At 61.9% G+C, this 16279-nt stretch carries 17 protein-coding genes; 15 read left to right on the forward strand and 2 right to left on the reverse strand.

Annotated features, from left to right (window positions below; genetic code table 11):
* Nucleotides 1-216 precede the first annotated feature (216 nt).
* Entirely contained in the window at nucleotides 217-1122 is a 906-nt protein-coding gene (locus tag ACIQUB_RS13455; RefSeq protein WP_402930156.1) for a LysR family transcriptional regulator, read from the forward strand.
* A 14-nt stretch (nucleotides 1123-1136) separates the two neighbouring features.
* Here ACIQUB_RS13455 and ACIQUB_RS13460 read toward each other — a convergent pair whose 3' ends face one another.
* Entirely contained in the window at nucleotides 1137-1424 is a 288-nt protein-coding gene (locus ACIQUB_RS13460; protein WP_113236079.1) for a hypothetical protein, read from the reverse strand.
* 365 nt (nucleotides 1425-1789) lie between these two features.
* Between ACIQUB_RS13460 and ACIQUB_RS13465 the strand changes: the two genes are divergently transcribed.
* Complete coding sequence (locus ACIQUB_RS13465) at nucleotides 1790-2779, forward strand: aldo/keto reductase (protein WP_402930158.1); 990 nt, start codon at nucleotides 1790-1792, stop codon at nucleotides 2777-2779.
* 78 nt (nucleotides 2780-2857) lie between these two features.
* On the opposite strand, the gene ACIQUB_RS13470 is transcribed toward ACIQUB_RS13465, so the two are convergent.
* Nucleotides 2858-3751: a LysR family transcriptional regulator gene (locus ACIQUB_RS13470; protein WP_402930159.1), complete on the reverse strand. Its 894-nt coding sequence runs from the start codon at nucleotides 3749-3751 to the stop codon at nucleotides 2858-2860.
* Nucleotides 3752-3881: 130 nt separating this feature from the next.
* Here ACIQUB_RS13470 and ACIQUB_RS13475 point away from each other — a divergent pair, with 130 nt between their 5' ends.
* The 13 genes from ACIQUB_RS13475 (at nucleotide 3882) to ACIQUB_RS13535 (ending at nucleotide 16253) form a co-directional block, all read left to right on the forward strand.
* Entirely contained in the window at nucleotides 3882-5075 is a 1194-nt protein-coding gene (locus ACIQUB_RS13475) for an MFS transporter (protein ID WP_402930161.1), read from the forward strand.
* Between the two features lie 22 nt (nucleotides 5076-5097).
* Entirely contained in the window at nucleotides 5098-5928 is an 831-nt protein-coding gene (locus ACIQUB_RS13480; protein ID WP_402930163.1) for an aldo/keto reductase, read from the forward strand.
* 145 nt (nucleotides 5929-6073) lie between these two features.
* Entirely contained in the window at nucleotides 6074-6169 is a 96-nt protein-coding gene (gene pqqA / locus ACIQUB_RS13485; RefSeq protein ID WP_018896842.1) for a pyrroloquinoline quinone precursor peptide PqqA, read from the forward strand.
* Between the two features lie 44 nt (nucleotides 6170-6213).
* Nucleotides 6214-7137 carry a pyrroloquinoline quinone biosynthesis protein PqqB gene (gene pqqB, locus ACIQUB_RS13490; protein ID WP_402930166.1) on the forward strand — a complete coding sequence of 308 codons (924 nt, stop codon included), beginning with the start codon at nucleotides 6214-6216 and terminating at the stop codon, nucleotides 7135-7137.
* Nucleotides 7100-7882 (forward strand): pyrroloquinoline-quinone synthase PqqC, encoded by a 783-nt coding sequence (gene pqqC, locus ACIQUB_RS13495; RefSeq protein WP_402930167.1) that lies wholly within the window; start codon nucleotides 7100-7102, stop codon nucleotides 7880-7882. The genes pqqB and pqqC overlap by 38 nt, the downstream gene beginning before the upstream one ends.
* Nucleotides 7882-8175 (forward strand): pyrroloquinoline quinone biosynthesis peptide chaperone PqqD, encoded by a 294-nt coding sequence (gene pqqD, locus ACIQUB_RS13500; protein WP_113177244.1) that lies wholly within the window; start codon nucleotides 7882-7884, stop codon nucleotides 8173-8175. Before pqqC ends, pqqD begins: the two co-directional genes overlap by 1 nt.
* Nucleotides 8175-9302, forward strand: a complete 1128-nt coding sequence (pqqE, locus tag ACIQUB_RS13505; protein ID WP_402930170.1) for a pyrroloquinoline quinone biosynthesis protein PqqE — start codon at nucleotides 8175-8177, stop codon at nucleotides 9300-9302. The genes pqqD and pqqE overlap by 1 nt, the downstream gene beginning before the upstream one ends.
* A gap of 193 nt (nucleotides 9303-9495) precedes the next feature.
* Nucleotides 9496-10569 carry an ABC transporter ATP-binding protein gene (locus tag ACIQUB_RS13510; protein ID WP_402930172.1) on the forward strand — a complete coding sequence of 358 codons (1074 nt, stop codon included), beginning with the start codon at nucleotides 9496-9498 and terminating at the stop codon, nucleotides 10567-10569.
* Between the two features lie 28 nt (nucleotides 10570-10597).
* Complete coding sequence (locus ACIQUB_RS13515; protein WP_402930174.1) at nucleotides 10598-11560, forward strand: ABC transporter substrate-binding protein; 963 nt, start codon at nucleotides 10598-10600, stop codon at nucleotides 11558-11560.
* Between the two features lie 28 nt (nucleotides 11561-11588).
* Entirely contained in the window at nucleotides 11589-13268 is a 1680-nt protein-coding gene (locus ACIQUB_RS13520) for an ABC transporter permease (protein WP_402930176.1), read from the forward strand.
* Between the two features lie 203 nt (nucleotides 13269-13471).
* Nucleotides 13472-14440 carry a 3'-5' exonuclease gene (locus tag ACIQUB_RS13525; RefSeq protein ID WP_402930178.1) on the forward strand — a complete coding sequence of 323 codons (969 nt, stop codon included), beginning with the start codon at nucleotides 13472-13474 and terminating at the stop codon, nucleotides 14438-14440.
* Between the two features lie 165 nt (nucleotides 14441-14605).
* Nucleotides 14606-14752, forward strand: coding sequence for a DUF1127 domain-containing protein (locus ACIQUB_RS13530; protein ID WP_018896851.1), 147 nt, complete (start codon nucleotides 14606-14608; stop codon nucleotides 14750-14752).
* A 478-nt stretch (nucleotides 14753-15230) separates the two neighbouring features.
* Entirely contained in the window at nucleotides 15231-16253 is a 1023-nt protein-coding gene (locus tag ACIQUB_RS13535; RefSeq protein ID WP_112950617.1) for an LLM class flavin-dependent oxidoreductase, read from the forward strand.
* The last annotated feature ends 26 nt before the right edge of the window (nucleotides 16254-16279 follow it).

Raw genomic sequence — 16279 nt, forward strand, 5'->3', positions numbered from 1 at the left:
GTCGTCGCGAGGGCTAATTGCAACACGCGCCGATCAAAGCCAATGTTAGCAAAGCAAATTACTGATATCGCTTTACAAATTCACTCTAAATGAGGGTATGGCTTTATGCGTCGAAGTGTCACGTTCGCGACTTGGCAATCGTCATAGCCGCGCTATACTGCCTTTGAAAATCAATTTGTCATACAAACAGTTTTCACAGAAAATGAAAGCTTGATAGTGAAATTCGATCTAATCGATTTGCGTATGTTCCTGGCCGCCGTTGACGGTGGAAGCCTGACCTCTGCCGCTCGACAAAACAACGTCGTCGTGGCGGCCGTCAGCGCGCGCCTCAGGCGGCTTGAAGATGCTTTTGACCTCGATCTTTTCGAGCGCACGGGGCGGGGAATCAAGCCGACCTTGGCGGGCGAGATGCTGGCGAGCCATGCCCGCCAGATCCTGGACGATGCCCGCAGGATCGAGGCCGATCTCGACGCTTTCGCGGATGGTCGCAGCGGCCATGTCCGGTTGCTGTCGAACACCAACATGCTGGCCGAGCATTTGCCGCAGGCGCTCGGCGCCTTTCTTGCCGCAAGCCCAGATATCAGTGTCAGCGTCGAAGACAAGCCGAGCCTCGAGGCCGTGAACCTGCTGAAGCAGGGGCAGGCAGATATCGCCATCGTCGCCTCTTCAGCCGATATGACGGGCCTTGAGCGCTTTCGTTTCGTTCCCGATCGTCTGGTTCTGATCGCGCCGCGCGACTTGGACGTGCCGTCCGATAGCGTCACGTTTCCGCGCATCTTGGATTTCAAGCTGATTGGCCAGCAAGGCAATCCGGCCTTGATGCAGTTCATCGGCCGCCACGCCAACGAGCTTGGTCGCACGCCGCACTTTCGGATGCTGATCGCGGGATTTGAAGCAACGTGCCGGGTTGTGGAGCAGGGTGCTGGCGTATCGATGATTCCGGAAAGTGCTGCGCGACGTTACGCGCGCTTCATGGATTTCAAGGTCGTACCGATCGCGGAGCCCTGGGCGGACCGCGAACTCTACGTTTGCGTCAGGAGCGAGATGCAGCTCCCGGGCTATGCAAGGATGTTGCTGGCGCATCTGAAGCAGTACGTGCAGACGTTTGACGATGGCCGCTGAACATCGTGGTGGGTTTAATGAAGCGTCAGCGTCTCGGGCCGGCGCGGGTCGCGGAACCGGAACTGCTCTATCAATGTCATGGCTTGCTGCAACAGGAACTCGGCGGCCTTGAGGTCAGTATTGGCGAGGCCATGCACGCTGCCGCGGATTGTCAGCGCCAGGTTACCTGAGCTTGCGGCGAAACTCGCGTTGCCTTCGATCAATGCCTCTTGGGCACTGGTCTCCAGCGCATCGGCGACTGCGGCCAGTATGTCCTGCCGCTCGCGGACACTCATTTGCACAATCGTCTTTGATCCCTTCATGATTGATGACCCTCTCTTCTGAAAGGCGTGCGGTAGGAGCAGCCAATACTGCTTGATGTAGGCGCAATCGCCGGTTCATCAATGCACCCCTGTTTCTCCTCGCGCGGGTCGGCTCCGATCGGACTGCCGCGGTTTGGGGCTTGCGTCATTATCGGTTGTTGCCCGCTTACTTATGATCCAAAAATATAAGTCCATGCCGAGATCATGATCTAATGCACTGCAAGGTCCGGTGCTACCTTAACGGCTCAGGGGTATCTGCGTGCTTGGGTCGTGAGAATGCATCTCAGCGCTCGCTCGGAAGCACCAGAGGCACTCCTGTTTTATACCGACGTGAGACGGCGAATGCCGTCCGGAAGGAGCGTAGAATGCAAAAGCGGATACTTGGAAAAAGCGGACTGGAAGTCTCTACCCTCGGCTTTGGCTGCATGGGTCTGAACTTCAGCTATGGCCATGCGCTGAGCAACCAGGAGAGCGTGACGCTGGTGCGCCAGGCCGTCGAGCGCGGCGTGATGTTCTTCGACACCGCCGAGGTCTATGGACCCTACACCAACGAAGAGATCGTCGGCGAGGCGCTCCGGCCGATGCGTGACCGGGTGGTGATCGCCACGAAGTTCGGCTTCAATATCGTCGATGGCAAGATGGCCGGCGTCAACAGCCGCCCCGAGCAGATCCGCAAGGCAGCCGAAGGTTCACTGAAGCGCCTCGGTGTCGATGTCATCGACCTGCTCTACCAGCACCGCGTCGACCCCAACGTGCCGATTGAGGACGTGGCCGGCACGGTCAAGGATCTGATTGCGGAAGGCAAGGTGAAGCACTTCGGCATGTCCGAGCCGGGCGCACAGACCGTACGGCGCGCGCACGCGGTGCAGCCGGTCGCCGCGCTGCAGAACGAATATTCGCTGTGGACGCGCGGGCCGGAGACCAATGGCATTCTCGAAGCCTGCGAAGAGCTTGGCATCGCGCTGGTCGCCTATAGCCCGCTCGGCAAGGGCTTCTTGACCGGAGCCATGAACAAGGACACGAAGCTCGGCGAAGGCGATTTCCGCAAGTTGCTGCCGCGCTTCACGCCGGAGGCGATGGAGAAGAACCAAGCGCTGATCGATCTCCTGAAGCGCATCGCCGAGGACAAGAAGGCGACGCCGGCGCAGATCGCACTGGCCTGGCTGCTGGCCCGGAAGCCCTGGATCGTGCCGATCCCCGGCACGACGAAGCTGCATCGCCTCGAAGAAAACCTCGGCGCGGCCGACGTGGCACTGAGCGCCGACGATCTCGCGCAGATGGAGACGGCGGCAGCCGCCATCCAGGTCGAGGGCGAGCGTTATCCGGAGCAGTTGATGAAGACGACCGGTCTCTAAGTTACGAGCCCGGAATCGGAACTTGGAAACGGCGCGCTTCGGGTGCGCCGTTTTCGCATGGTTGGCTGACGCTCGCAGCTAGATCCGTTCGGCGAGAAAGTCGATCAGGGCCCGTATCCGGCTCGCGAGATGCGGGTGGCCGGGATAGACGGCGTGGATATGCTCGATATCCTGGGGATTGAACGCTTCCAGCACCGGCACAAGACGACCTTCGTCGATATGCTCCTGCACGTGAAAAGCGCCCACCCGGATCAGCCCGACGCCCGCGAGACATAGATTGCGAATGGTCGGCCCGTTGTTCACTTCGACATTGCCGTGAACCGCTTTCGAGAAGGTCTGCCCGGTTGCGGGATCCCGAAACGGCCACTCTTCCCATGTCTGCCGGAAATTGAACGTCATGCAGTTGTGCCGGTCGAGATCGGCGGGCTTCTCGGGAATTCCCATGCGCTCAAGATAGCTCGGAGCCGCCACGACCACGCGCCGGCTGTCCATCAGCTTGCGCGCCTTCAGCGACGTATCCCTGAGATTGCCGGAGCGGATCGCGACATCGGCACGCTCCTCGACGATGTCGATCATCCCGTCGGTCAGCGAAAGGTCGAGCTGGACGTTTGGATAGCGGGCCAGAAACTCTGGCACCAGCGGGACGACATGGCGAACGCCGAAGGCGACCGAGGCGCTCACCCGCAGCCGCCCGCGCGGCGCAGCTTCGCCGCCTGTCGAGACGATCTGCTCGGCGTCCTTGATGTCTTCGAGAATACGCTGCGCGCGCTCCAGATAGACCTCACCCTCCGGCGTCAGCTGCAGACTGCGCGTGGTTCTGACGACAAGGCGCGTCTTCAAGCGTTCTTCCAGCCGGCTCACCAGCTTGCTGACCGCCGAAGGCGACATGCGCAGCAGGCGTCCGGCCGCCGAAAAGCTCTGCAGCCTCGCCGTATGCACGAAGACCTCCATCTCGCCGACGGTGTTATCCACTGCTCGCTCCTGTGAATTTAATTCATAACTATTGAGGCAATATAGCTGCTTATCGCGATAATGTCAGTGGTCCATATTCCAGCCATCCCAAATCGCCGCTTGTCCGGCATCGTCACTGGATGGATTCACAATGCCCCTTGCCCTGTTTGCCTTAACGGTCGCTGCCTACGCGATCGGCACGACGGAGTTCGTCATCGTCGGGCTCCTGCCCACCGTCGCCAATGATCTCAACATCGATCTGCCGCTCGCCGGCCTGATCGTCAGCGTTTACGCGCTCGGCGTTACCTTCGGTGCGCCTGTTCTGACCGCGCTCACCGGTCGCCTCGATCGCAAGCTGCTGCTTCTCGGCCTCATGGCGCTGTTCATTCTCGGCAATACGATGGCCGCCCTCAGCCCGGGCTACGCGCCCCTGCTCGTCGCCCGCGTTCTCTCCGCCTTCGCGCACGGCGTCTTCTTCTCGGTGGGCTCGACCATCGCGGCCGACCTCGTTCCCGAAAACCAGCGCGCCTCGGCGATCGCCATGATGTTTATGGGCTTGACGGTCGCGATCGTCACCGGCGTTCCCCTCGGCACGCTCATCGGCCAGACCTTCGGCTGGCGCGCGACGTTCGCGGCTGTCGCCGGTCTCGGCGTCATCGCCTTCGCGGGTCTCTGGATCCTACTGCCGACAAACCTCAAGAAAGCGCCGGCGGCGACGATCGGCGAGCAGGTCAAGGTTCTCGGCAGCGGCCGCCTGCTGATCGTTTTCGCGATGACCGCTCTCGGTTACGGCGGCACCTTCGTCACCTTCACCTTCCTGGCATCCATTCTTGAGCAGGTCACCGGCTTCCAAGCCTCGGCCGTCAGCCTGATCCTGGTGCTCTATGGCATCGCGATCGCCATCGGCAACATCGCCGGCGGACGCCTCGCCAACCGCGATCCGATCAAGGCTCTGGCCTGGCTCTTCACCGCGCAGGCCATCGTTCTCGCGATCTTCAGCTTCACCGCTGTGTCGCCGTGGCTGACGATCCCGACGCTGGCGGCCCTTGGCTTCCTGTCCTTCGCCAACGTGCCCGGCCTGCAGATTTATGTCGTCCAGCTTGCCGGCGTGGTTCGCCCGGCAGCGGTCGATGTCGCCTCGGCCTTGAACATCGCCGCCTTCAATCTCGGCATAGCGGCGGGCGCCTGGGTCGGCGGCCTCGTGGTCGCCTCGTCGCTCGGCCTCGGAGCCACGCCATGGGTCGGCGCCATCTTCGTCGTCGGCGCGCTTGTTCTCACGCTCTGGAGCGGCTCGCTCGACCGTCGCACGCTTGCTTCAACCAAGACCGCCGCTTCCGCGGCCTGATATGATCGAAAGGAAAATCCTCATGAAACTCGTCAACGCCAATGGCGCCTCCATTCCGGCGCTCGGGTTCGGCACTTTCCGCATGGAAGCCGCCGATACCGAACGGATGGTCGCTCATGTGCTGAAGACCGGCTACCGTCACGTCGATACCGCGCAGATCTATGGCAACGAAGCTGCCGTAGGGCAGGGGATCGTCTCGTCCGGCGTGGCCCGCGCCGACGTCTTTCTCACCACCAAGGTCTGGGTCGCGAACTACGAGCGAAGCGCCTTCCTGGCCTCCGTCGATGAAAGCCTCGCGAAGCTCAAGACCGACTACGTCGATCTCTTGCTGCTGCATTGGCCGAACACCGCCGTCAGCCTGGAAGAGCAGATCGCCTCGCTGAACGAAGTCGCCAAGGCAGGCAAGGCACGCCACATCGGCGTCTCCAATTTCAACACGACGCTGATGAAAGATGCCGCGCGTCTCAGCGAACGGCCGCTCGCCAACAATCAGGTCGAGTATCATCCCTATCTCGATCAGCGCCCGGTCATCGAGGCGGCGCGCGAGATGGGCATGTCGCTCACCGCCTATTACGCGATGGCCGATGGCAAGGTTTTGAGCGATTCCGTCCTCAGCGACATCGCCTCCGCGCATGGCCGCTCGATCGCGCAGATCGTGCTTCGCTGGATCGTTCAGCAGGGCTTCGTCACGCTGTCTAAGACCGTCTCGGAGACCCGCGCAGCCGAGAACGCCGCGATCTTCGATTTCACCCTGAGCAATGAGGACATGGCGCGCATCCATGCGCTCGCTCAGTCCGGCGGCCGCATCGTCAGCCCCGATGGTCTGGCGCCTGAATGGGACCCGGCAGCCTAATCTGGCCGCTTTGCCCGCCCGATCTCGCGATTGTGATGGCCTTGCGACATTGGGCGGGCAGCCATGCTGAAAACGCTATTGCAGTGCAGCATGAGTGGGCATACGTGAACCCTTGTTAAGAAAACCAGCATGAATGGAGACGCATATGTCTTGGCACGCACCTAAGTTCATCGAAGTCAGTTGCGGTATGGAAATCAACCGTTACGCTCCTGCCGATGGCAACGAACCGATCCTTTTCTAAGGTCGGCCAAACCCAATTTGACGTGTAATATTTGAGGTCCGCGCGTGACAGATTCATCTGGCTTTCGCGGTCTGGTTCTTGGGGCCGCCGCGGGCGGCGGCCTTCCGCAATGGAATTGCGGTTGCCAGAATTGCCGCCTTGCGCGCGATCCGGCATCCGGTGTCAGGCCACAATCGCAATCATCGCTCGCCGTCAGTCTCGATAACCACAGCTGGGCGGTTTTAAACGCTTCTCCCGATATCAGGCAGCAGATCATCGACAACAGCGCGCTGCATCCCAAGGCGCTGCGCGACAGTCCGATCAAGAGCGTGCTGATCACCAATGGCGATATCGACCATCTGGCCGGCCTGTTGATCCTGCGCGAAAAGCAGCCGCTGGAAATCTTCGTGACGGCGGCGATTGCCGAGATCGTCGACGACAACCCCGTCTTCCGCGCCCTTGATCCCGCCTTTGTAAAGCGCCACGCAATAACGCTCGAGCAGCCGTTTTCGCTGCTCCCGGGCGTCGAGGCCCGGTTGTTCGCTGTCCCCGGCAAGGTGCCGCTGTTCATGGAAAATGGCGAACCCGAGCTTCAGCTGGAAGGCGAGCAGACCGTCGGCGTCGAGTTGATCGCCGAGGGCAAGCGCGTCTATTACATTCCGGGCTGCGCCCATATCAACGATCGCCTCTTCGAGCGGATCGACGGCGCCGACGCCTTGTTCTTCGATGGCACCGTGTTCACCGACGATGAGATGATCACGCTCGGCGTCGGCCAAAAGACCGGGCAGCGCATGGGCCATATGGCGATCAGCGGGCCGGATGGCAGCTTCGCCACTCTGTCGAAGCTCGATATAGCCAAGAAAATCTACGTCCACATCAACAACACCAATCCGATCTGGCGGGCCGGGCCCGAGCGCGACATGCTCGAGGCGAGCGGCTTCCAGATTGGCCATGACGGCATGGAGATCGACTTTGACGCAAACACCTGACCGGCAGGCATTCGAAGCGCGGCTGATGGCGATCGGCGCGGATCGCTACCACGACAAGCACCCGTTTCACAAAATGCTGCACGGCGGCCAATGCACCATGACGCAGGTCCGTGCCTGGGTGATCAACCGCTACTGCTACCAGAGCCATATCCCCATGAAGGACGCCGCCTTCATGTCGCGCCTCACCGATGCCGACATGCGGCGCGCTTGGCGCTCGCGCATCGAGGATCACGATGGCGGGCTCACCGAAGGTGGCGGCATCCGCCGCTGGCTGAAGCTCGCCGAAGCCGTCGGTCTCGATCCTGATTATGTGGCTTCCGGTCGCGGCATCCTGCCCGCCACGCGCTTTGCCGTCGAAGCCTATGTTCACTTCGTCCGCGAAAAGCCGCTGCTCGAGGCCGTTGCGTCATCGTTGACTGAGCTTTTCGCGCCGAAGATCCATGCCGATCGTATCGCCGGGCTGTTGCAGCACTATGCCTTCGCCGACGATCAGGCGCTCTCCTATTTCCGCCAGCGTCTGAACGAGGCACCCGTCGATGTTGCCTTCGGCCTTGCCTATGTGCTCGACAACGCGAACACGGTGGAAAAGCAGGATGCGGCGGCGGCCGCATTGACGTTCAAGACCGAGGTGTTGTGGGCGCAGCTCGATGCGCTGCATTTCGCCTATGTTACGCCGGGCCTGATCCCGCCGGGGGGCTGGGACGGTCGCGAGGGCGTGATCGGCGAGCTCGAGGAGATCGCGTGATGAGCGAAGACACGGTCGCGATAACCGGCAGCATGGTCGTCAAGCTGGCCCGTGGCGTGCGTTTGCGCCACGATCCGGTGCGCGGGCAGACCGTTCTGCTCGCACCCGAACTCGCGATGGCGGTCGACGAGATCGCCGTGAAAATCGTCGAAGCGCTCGATGGCAAGCGCGATCTCGACACAATCGCCGACGACTTCGCCGCCGAATTCCAGGCGCCGCGCGAGCAGATCGCGACCGATGTCCTGGCATTCATCCGCGAACTCGCCAATCGTCGCATGCTGCAGGTGCTGTGATGGGCGTCGAGGCAAGGGTCGTCAAGCAAACGGTCGCTCCGCTGTCTTCAGTCGCGCCGCCGCCGATGGCACTGCTCGCAGAGCTAACGCATCGCTGTCCGCTTGCCTGCCCCTATTGCTCCAATCCGCTGGAACTCACGGGCGTCAAGGAAGAGCTGTCGACCGAGGAGTGGATCCGCGTCTTTCAGCAAGCCGCCAAGATGGGCGTGCTCCACCTTCATCTGTCTGGCGGCGAACCGGCCTCGCGGCGCGATCTGGTCGAGCTGACGGCAGCGGGTGCAGCCGCCGGTCTCTATACCAATCTCATTACCTCGGGCGTCGGCCTCACCGAAAAGCGGCTTCTTGAGCTCGCCGATGCCGGCCTCGACCATGTTCAGCTCTCGCTGCAGGGGACGAACCCCGCAAGCGCCGACCGCGTCGGCGGGTACCAGGGCGGCTACGATCGTAAGATGGCCGTCGCCGCCTGGGTTAAGGCAAGCGGCATGCCGCTGACGGTCAATGCCGTCTGCCACAAGCAGAACATGGATCAGCTGGACGATATGCTCGATCTGGCGGTGAAGCTCGGTGCCCGGCGTATCGAGATCGCCACCGTGCAGTTTCACGGCTGGGCCGAAAGAAACCGCGCCGCGCTGATGCCGACGCGAGGGCAGGTTGAGCTGGCAAACAAGACCGTCATCGAAGCCCGCAAGCGGCTGGAAGGCATTCTGGTCATCGACTACGTGCCGGCCGACCACCACTCGTCCTACCCCAAGGCATGCATGGGCGGTTGGGGACGGATCGGTCTGAACGTCACGCCGTCGGGCGGGGTCCTGCCGTGCCATGCGGCGGAGACGATCCCCTCGCTGACCTTTGACAATGTTCGTGAGAAGTCGCTGTCCGACATCTGGTATCACGGCTCCGCCTTCAACGCTTATCGCGGCGAAGACTGGATGCCGGAGCTTTGCCGCAGCTGCGACCGCAAGGCGATCGACTTCGGCGGCTGCCGCTGTCAGGCAATGGCGCTCGCCGGCGATGCCAGCGCAACCGATCCCGTCTGCATTCGCTCGCCGTTGCGCGACGCGCTGACATTGCAGGCCGACACGGATGCGGCGGCTATCCCTGGCGAGTTCGTCTATCGCGGTCGATAGAGGGTTTTCCTCAAGCTTTGTGGAACCATCCGCCATTGGAAACACAGCGGCGCGGATCGCGGCCGCCCGCTGGAATGCGGGAGGTTTGCCGGGCCACAACTCTGTGATGTCATACATCCCACGTTAACAATTGTGTCACGAAAGTGTCATTCCGTCTGACTATAAGCGGCTAAATTTCTTTCCGTTGATAGTCATGATAACCAATTTTTCTGCACAACCAGCCGCCGTGTCGGTGTCGGGTCTCAGCCTGCATTTTGGCTCAAACACGGTTCTTGATAACGTCGATCTCGCGCTTGAAAAGGGCAAGGTTCTTGCACTGCTCGGCCCGTCCGGTTGCGGCAAGACCACGCTTCTGCGTCTGGTGGCCGGCCTGCTGGCGCCGACCAAGGGCAGCGTAAAGATTAACGGAAGCGTGGTGGCCGATGCCGCCGGTAGCCTCTTCGTGCCGCCGGAAAAGCGCGGCCTCGGCATGGTGTTTCAGGACTATGCGCTCTGGCCGCATTTGAGCGTCGCGGACAATATCGCCTTTCCGCTGGAGATGCGCGGCGTCGGCCGCAAGGATTGCGAGCGGCGTGTTGCGGCAGCACTTGAGCGGGTCGGCCTTGGCGGTTTCGGGGCCCGACGCATCAGCGACATGTCCGGCGGTCAGCAGCAGCGCGTTGCAATCGCCCGCGCCATCGTTGCCGAGCCGGCAATCGTCCTCTTCGACGAACCCATGTCGAACCTCGACCGCGAGCTTCGCGAGACCATGGTGCGTGAGATCGGCGCCTTGATGTCGGATCTCGGCCTCACTGCCATCTATGTCACCCATGATCAGAGCGAGGCGTTTTCGCTGGCCGATCAGGTTGCCGTGATGCGCGGCGGCGTCATCGAGCAGATGGCGGCGCCCGAGACGCTGGTAAGCGCGCCGGCAACGCCTGAGGTCGCGGAATTCCTGCGCCTCGGCTGTGTCGTTCCCGTCGCCCGCGATGAGGGCGGTCTGCGTCTCAACCAAACCGGTATCGTCCTCAAAGACGACAATGCCCCCGCTGGCGCGACCCATGTGTTGCTGCCGTCTCAGGCCGTGCGCCTGACATCGGGAGAGGGCTTTCCCGCCGAGGTCGTCCACTCCCAGTTTCGTGGTGATGGCTATCTGACCACGGTTGCGCTCGGCGCCCGGCCGGCTGCAAGCGAACTCACATTCCTGGCGCGTCACCGCGCTGTCGCGGGTGAGGTGGTCAACCTCGTCATCGATAGCGGAGACATGCGCTGGTTCACGCGTAACTGAAGCATATCAAACACTTATGGAGGCACATATGAGCAGATCATTTCTTGGTGCGGGCTTCGCCCTCATCGCTGGCGTACTTGCGGCAGGCGTCGCCCACGCTGACATCACCGTCTACTCCGCCGGCCCCGGCAGCCTGATCGAGAAGCTTGCCGCCGGCTACACCAAGCAGACCGGCCACAAGGTCGAGGTGTTCCAGGCAACGACCGGCAAGATCATGGCGCGCATCGAAGCCGAAGCCGCCAATCCTGTCGTCGACGTGCTGATTTCGGCCTCTTGGGATACGGCGACCGATTTCACCAAGCGTGGCTGGCTGGTGTCCTACACGAGCCCGAACGCCGCCAAGGTTCCTGATTTCCTCAAGTCCGAGACCGCTGTTGCCCAGGGCGTTTCCGCGCTCGGCATCGCCTGGAACCCGGCAAGCAACACGCCGAAGCCGACCGAATGGGCCGACCTCGCAAAGCCTGAATACAAGGACCTCGTCAACCTGCCGGATCCCGCTCAGTCGGGTGCAAGCTTCGAACTGGTGGCCGCTCTCGCCGGCAGCCAGGGCTGGGACCTCTTCACCAAGCTCGATGCCAACGGCGCCGTTGTCGCCGGCGCCAATGCCGAAGCGCTGAACCCGGTTCTCCAGGGTGCGAAGGCCGCCGTATTCGGCGCGGTCGATTACATCTCGCTCGCCGGCAAGGCAAAGGGCGAGTCGATCGATGTCATCTTCCCGGCTTCCGGCACCGTTGTCGCGCCGCGCCCGGCGATGATCCTCAACTGGTCGAAGCATCAGGATGAAGCCAAGCAGTTCATCGACTACATGCTGTCCGACGAAGGCCAGAAGCTGGTCGCCGCCACCTACCTGATGCCTGCCCGCAGCGACATCCCGGCAAACCGCCCGCTGGTTGCCGATCTCAAGGTTCTGCAGATCGACGCCACTGCCGTTTACGGCAAGCGTGACGAGACGCTGAAGGAATTCGGCAAGATCTTCGCCGCCGGCAACTGAGACTGAAGAATAATCGAGACTGAAGAGCATGAGAGCGAACGGCGCAGCCGGCACCGGGCCGATAGCATGGGTGGCGACATCGGGTTTGATTGTCGTCGTGGCCGTGCCGTTCGTCTTCATCGTCCTCCAGGCGATTTTCCCTGAACTGGGGCGGAGTTCTCTCGCCGCCCCGTTCCTGCATCTTCCCGAGATGCTGTCCGATCCCAAGCTTTTGCGGATGGGTGGCAATTCCGTCATTCTCGGCATCTGCGTCATGTTGGCGGCCGCATTGCTGGCCGTGCCGCTTGCCGTCTTTCGCGCCTTGTTCAAGGTCCCCTTTGCAATCTTCTGGGACGTGGCGCTGCTCGTTCCGTTCATGATCCCGCCCTATATCGCGACGCTCGGCTGGATCATGACGCTGCAGCCGCGCGGCTACTTACAACAGTTGACCGGCATTCACCTTGCTCCCTTCCTGTTTTCCCTGGCGGGGATGACGACGGTGATGGCGCTCAACACGTTTCCGCTGGTCTATTTCGCGGTCTCGCGCACGATCGAAGCGGTCGGAGCACGCTATGCCGATGTAGGTCGCGTGTTCGGCGCCTCTTCCTGGCGCGCCTTCTGGCGCATCACGCTGCCGCTATCGACCCCGGGGCTCGCCGCCAGTTTGCTTCTTGTCTTCGCCGCCGCGATCGAGGAATATGGTACGCCGGCAGCCCTTGGGCGGCGTTCCGGTTTTGATGTGCTCGTGACCGAGATCGATCTTCGCATTTCCGACTGGCCCATTGACCTTGCCGGTGCCGCTGTCTTCTCGCTGATGCTGGTGATCCTGTCGCTCGCCGCCTTTATGGCGCAGCGCTGGATCCTCGCTCGCCGCTCCTATGTGACCACGGGCGGCAAGCCGCAGGCCAAGGACAAGCGCCCGCTTGGGGTACTGACTATTCCGGTTCTCCTGCTATTCGGCCTCGTAACGACGCTTGCCACCGTCATCCCGCTTCTGGCGATCCTGGCGACCGCGCTGTCGAACACGATCTCCGGCGGCCTTGCTGTTAGCAACCTCGGCCTCTCCAATTTCGCTGCGATCGCCGATAACAGCGCGGGCGCGCTCCGGGCGCTCGGCAACAGCTTCGCGCTCGGTTTGGGCACGGCCCTGCTGACCGGCATCCTCGGCGCCGTCTCGGCCTATGCGGTGGCGAAAACCCGGTTCCGCGGCCGCATGATGCTCGATCTTCTCACGGCCTTGCCGAACGCCTTGCCCGGCGTGGTGGTCGCCGTGGGGCTCATCCTGGCATGGAATCAGCCCGTGCTGCCGATCACGCCCTATAACACGCCGCTTATCCTGCTTCTCGCCTATTGCTGCATCCTGCTTCCGCAGCCGATGCGCTACACCACCGCAGCGCTGCACCAGATCGGCGACAATCTCGAAGCCGCTGCGCGCGTCTGCGGCGCCGGCGCCTTCACGGCGTTTCGCCGCATCCTGCTGCCGCTGATCGCGCCGAGCCTTGTCACGGCGATGCTGCTCGTCTTCGCGGTCGCCACCCGCGAGCTCGTCGCGTCGATCCTGGTCGCGCCCGTTGGCATGCAGACGATTTCGGTCTTCATTTGGCGGCAGTTCGAGCAGGGATCGATTGGTCTCGGCATGGCGATGGCCTTCGTTACTGTCGTGCTGACCACGCTGATCCCGCTGGTTCTGCTATCGCTTCTCAGGCGAAGCGGGCTCGTCGCGGAGTAGTTTCCAGCTTCTTTGTCGACCCTGAGGGAGCAGGCGATCCCCTCGTCTTGTCCACAGCGGATATGGTTTCTGCCAGCACATGCCGCCTTTGCCTGCCGATTATCCTTGCCGATCGGCTCGATTTCCCCATTGTTTTTATGGGTATATCCACTCGATTCGCTCGCTGTGGCGGCGGAACGGGGACGACGGCAGAGATCAGGATAATGGCAGAACAGTTCGACATGTTCACGGGCGGCGCAAGCCAGTCCTCCGGACAAACGGCGCGCAAGGTATCGCTGAAGAGGCAACCTCCAAGCGATGTCAGCGAGCAGGGCATGGTCGATTGCCTGCTTGAAACAGGCCGCTACCGGATTCTGAAGAAGCTCGAGCCGCGCGCGGTCGCAGCAACACCGCGACCCGGCTTTCCTCTGCGTGGCGTCATCCTCGATACCGAAACCACCGGTCTCAGCCATCGCAAGGATGAGATCATCGAGATCGGCGTCGTTGCTTTCAGCTTCGACCACGATGGCAATATCGGCGACGTCACCGGCGTTTACGGCGGCATGCAGCAGCCGACGGTGACGATACCTTCAGAGATTACCAAGCTGACGGGCATTACCGATGCGATGGTCGCCGGCCAGGAAATCGATCTCGGGGCGCTGAAGGTCCTGATCGAGCCGGCCGATCTGATCATCGCCCACAATGCCGGCTTCGACCGGCCGTTCTGCGAGGCCTTCTCGCAAATTTTCGCCGGCAAGGCCTGGGCATGCTCCAACGCGGAGATCGATTGGTCGGCCCGTGGCTTCGAGGGGACGAAGCTTGGCTATCTCGTAGGGCAGGCGGGCTATTTCCACGATGGCCATCGCGCGGTCGACGATTGCTTCGCATTGCTAGAAGTGCTTTGCCAGAATGCGGGCGCCGGCACCGCGTTTTCCGAACTCTATGCGGCCAGCCAACACGCGCGCATCCGCATCTATGCCGAAAACAGCCCCTTCGACATGAAGGATCATCTGAAGGCGCGCGGCTATCGCTGGTCAGACGGCAGCGATGGCCGTCCGAAGTCCTGGTGGGTCGAGGTGGATGAGCAAGCGCTTGAGGATGAGCTCGCCTTTCTCCGGTCGGATATCTACCGCTGGCCGGACGCCGATCCGCCGACCCGGCGCCTGACGGCCTTTGATCGCTTCAGGGCGTAACTCTTAGATATCGCCGATAGGTTGACCTCTGCATTTCATGCATGGGTGGCGTGATGCATTGTCGCTGTTTTGCTCAAAAAGAAGCACCTATATTAGCGACATCAAACGACGCCGGAGCCAATCACGGTTGCTGACGTCAAGCGAACCTCAGGAAAGGGGATCATCATGAACGTAGCACGCAGCCTGAACAACTGGCGCAAGTACCGTCAGACCGTCACCGAACTTGGCCGTATGAGCAACCGCGAACTGAACGACCTCGGCATCGACCGCGGCGACATTCGCGCCGTAGCTCGCGCTTCGGTAGCGCTCTAAGCTTTTCGAAAAGACATTTAAATCTGGAAACGCCCGTTCGATCGCAGCGGGCGTTTCCGCGTTTTGCCCCGCGAAACACCTCACATGCGCGTCGATTTTTATTCCATGCATTCTGTGCATAGCTGCACTGCACAATGATGCCTAGAAAATGAACAGGAATTGGATATAGTCATTTTCAACGAAGCGATGCACCTCCTCCCGCAAAGCTTCGTGGTTCAGGCGCCCCACTCCTCCTCCCAGGGTCGTCTGAGGAACAACAGCACTCCTCCTCCCAGCTGTTGTTCGGTTCTTTTCGAAAGCCTGCCGCACCTCCTCCCGCGGCAGGCTTTTTCGATTCTGGGCCATACTTATCGACGTGAAACTGACGTTCAACGCGATGATGCGTTGACACTGTGGTCACACCCGGACCGCTGTATCCCGTCGCGGAACTGTGCGATGAAGCATGAATTCGTCAATCACGCTTCCACGGTGCCATATCATGAAGAAAATCGGTTTCCTCTCCTTCGGACATTGGACACCGTCGCCGCAATCCGGGACACGCTCGGCGGGCGACGCGCTTCTCCAGTCCATCGATCTTGCGGTCGCTGTCGAAGAGCTTGGGGCCGACGGCGCCTATTTCCGCGCTCACCACTTTGCCCGCCAGCTCGCATCGCCGTTCCCCCTGCTTGCTGCAGTCGGCGCGAGGACCAGCCGTATCGAGATCGGCACTGGCGTCATCGACATGCGCTATGAGAATCCGCTCTACATGGCGGAGGACGCAGGCGCCGCCGACCTGATCTCAGGTGGGCGTTTGCAGCTTGGCATCAGCCGCGGCTCGCCGGAGCAGGTGATCGACGGCTGGCGCTACTTCGGCTATCAGCCACCGGAGGGCGGGTCTGACGCCGATATCGGCCGTCGCCATGCAGAAGTGCTGCTCGATGTTCTGCGCGGCGAAGGTTTCGCTCAGCCGAACCCGCGCCCGATGTTCCCCAATCCGCCCGGCATGCTGCGTCTGGAGCCGCACTCCGAGGGGCTGCGCGAGCGCATCTGGTGGGGCTCCGGCTCGAATGCGACCGCCGTCTGGGCGGCCAAGCTCGGGATGAACCTGCAGAGCTCGACGCTGAAGGACGACGAGACCGGCGAGCCTTTCCATGTGCAGCAGGCCGCGCAGATCCGTGCTTACCGCGAAGCATGGAAGGAAGCCGGTCACACGCGCACGCCGCGCGTATCGGTGAGCCGCAGCATCTTCGCGCTGGTGGACGATCGCGACCGGGCCTATTTCGGCCGCAGCGGGGAAGGCGACGACAAGATCGGCTTTATCGACGAGAAGACGCGGGCGATCTTTGGCCGCAGCTATGCCGCTGAGCCCGATGCGCTCGTGAAGCAGCTGGCCAAGGACGAAGCGATCGCCGAGGCCGACACCTTGCTGCTGACCGTGCCCAATCAGCTGGGCGTCGACTACAACGCGCACGTGGTCGAGCAGATCTTGAAGCACGTCGCGCCCGCCCTGGGTTGGCGCTGAACCGCTTCGGCCCGACGGCTACCCGC

It is taken from the genome of Rhizobium sp. NPDC090275 (assembly GCF_044772225.1).
Lineage (GTDB): Bacteria > Pseudomonadota > Alphaproteobacteria > Rhizobiales > Rhizobiaceae > Rhizobium.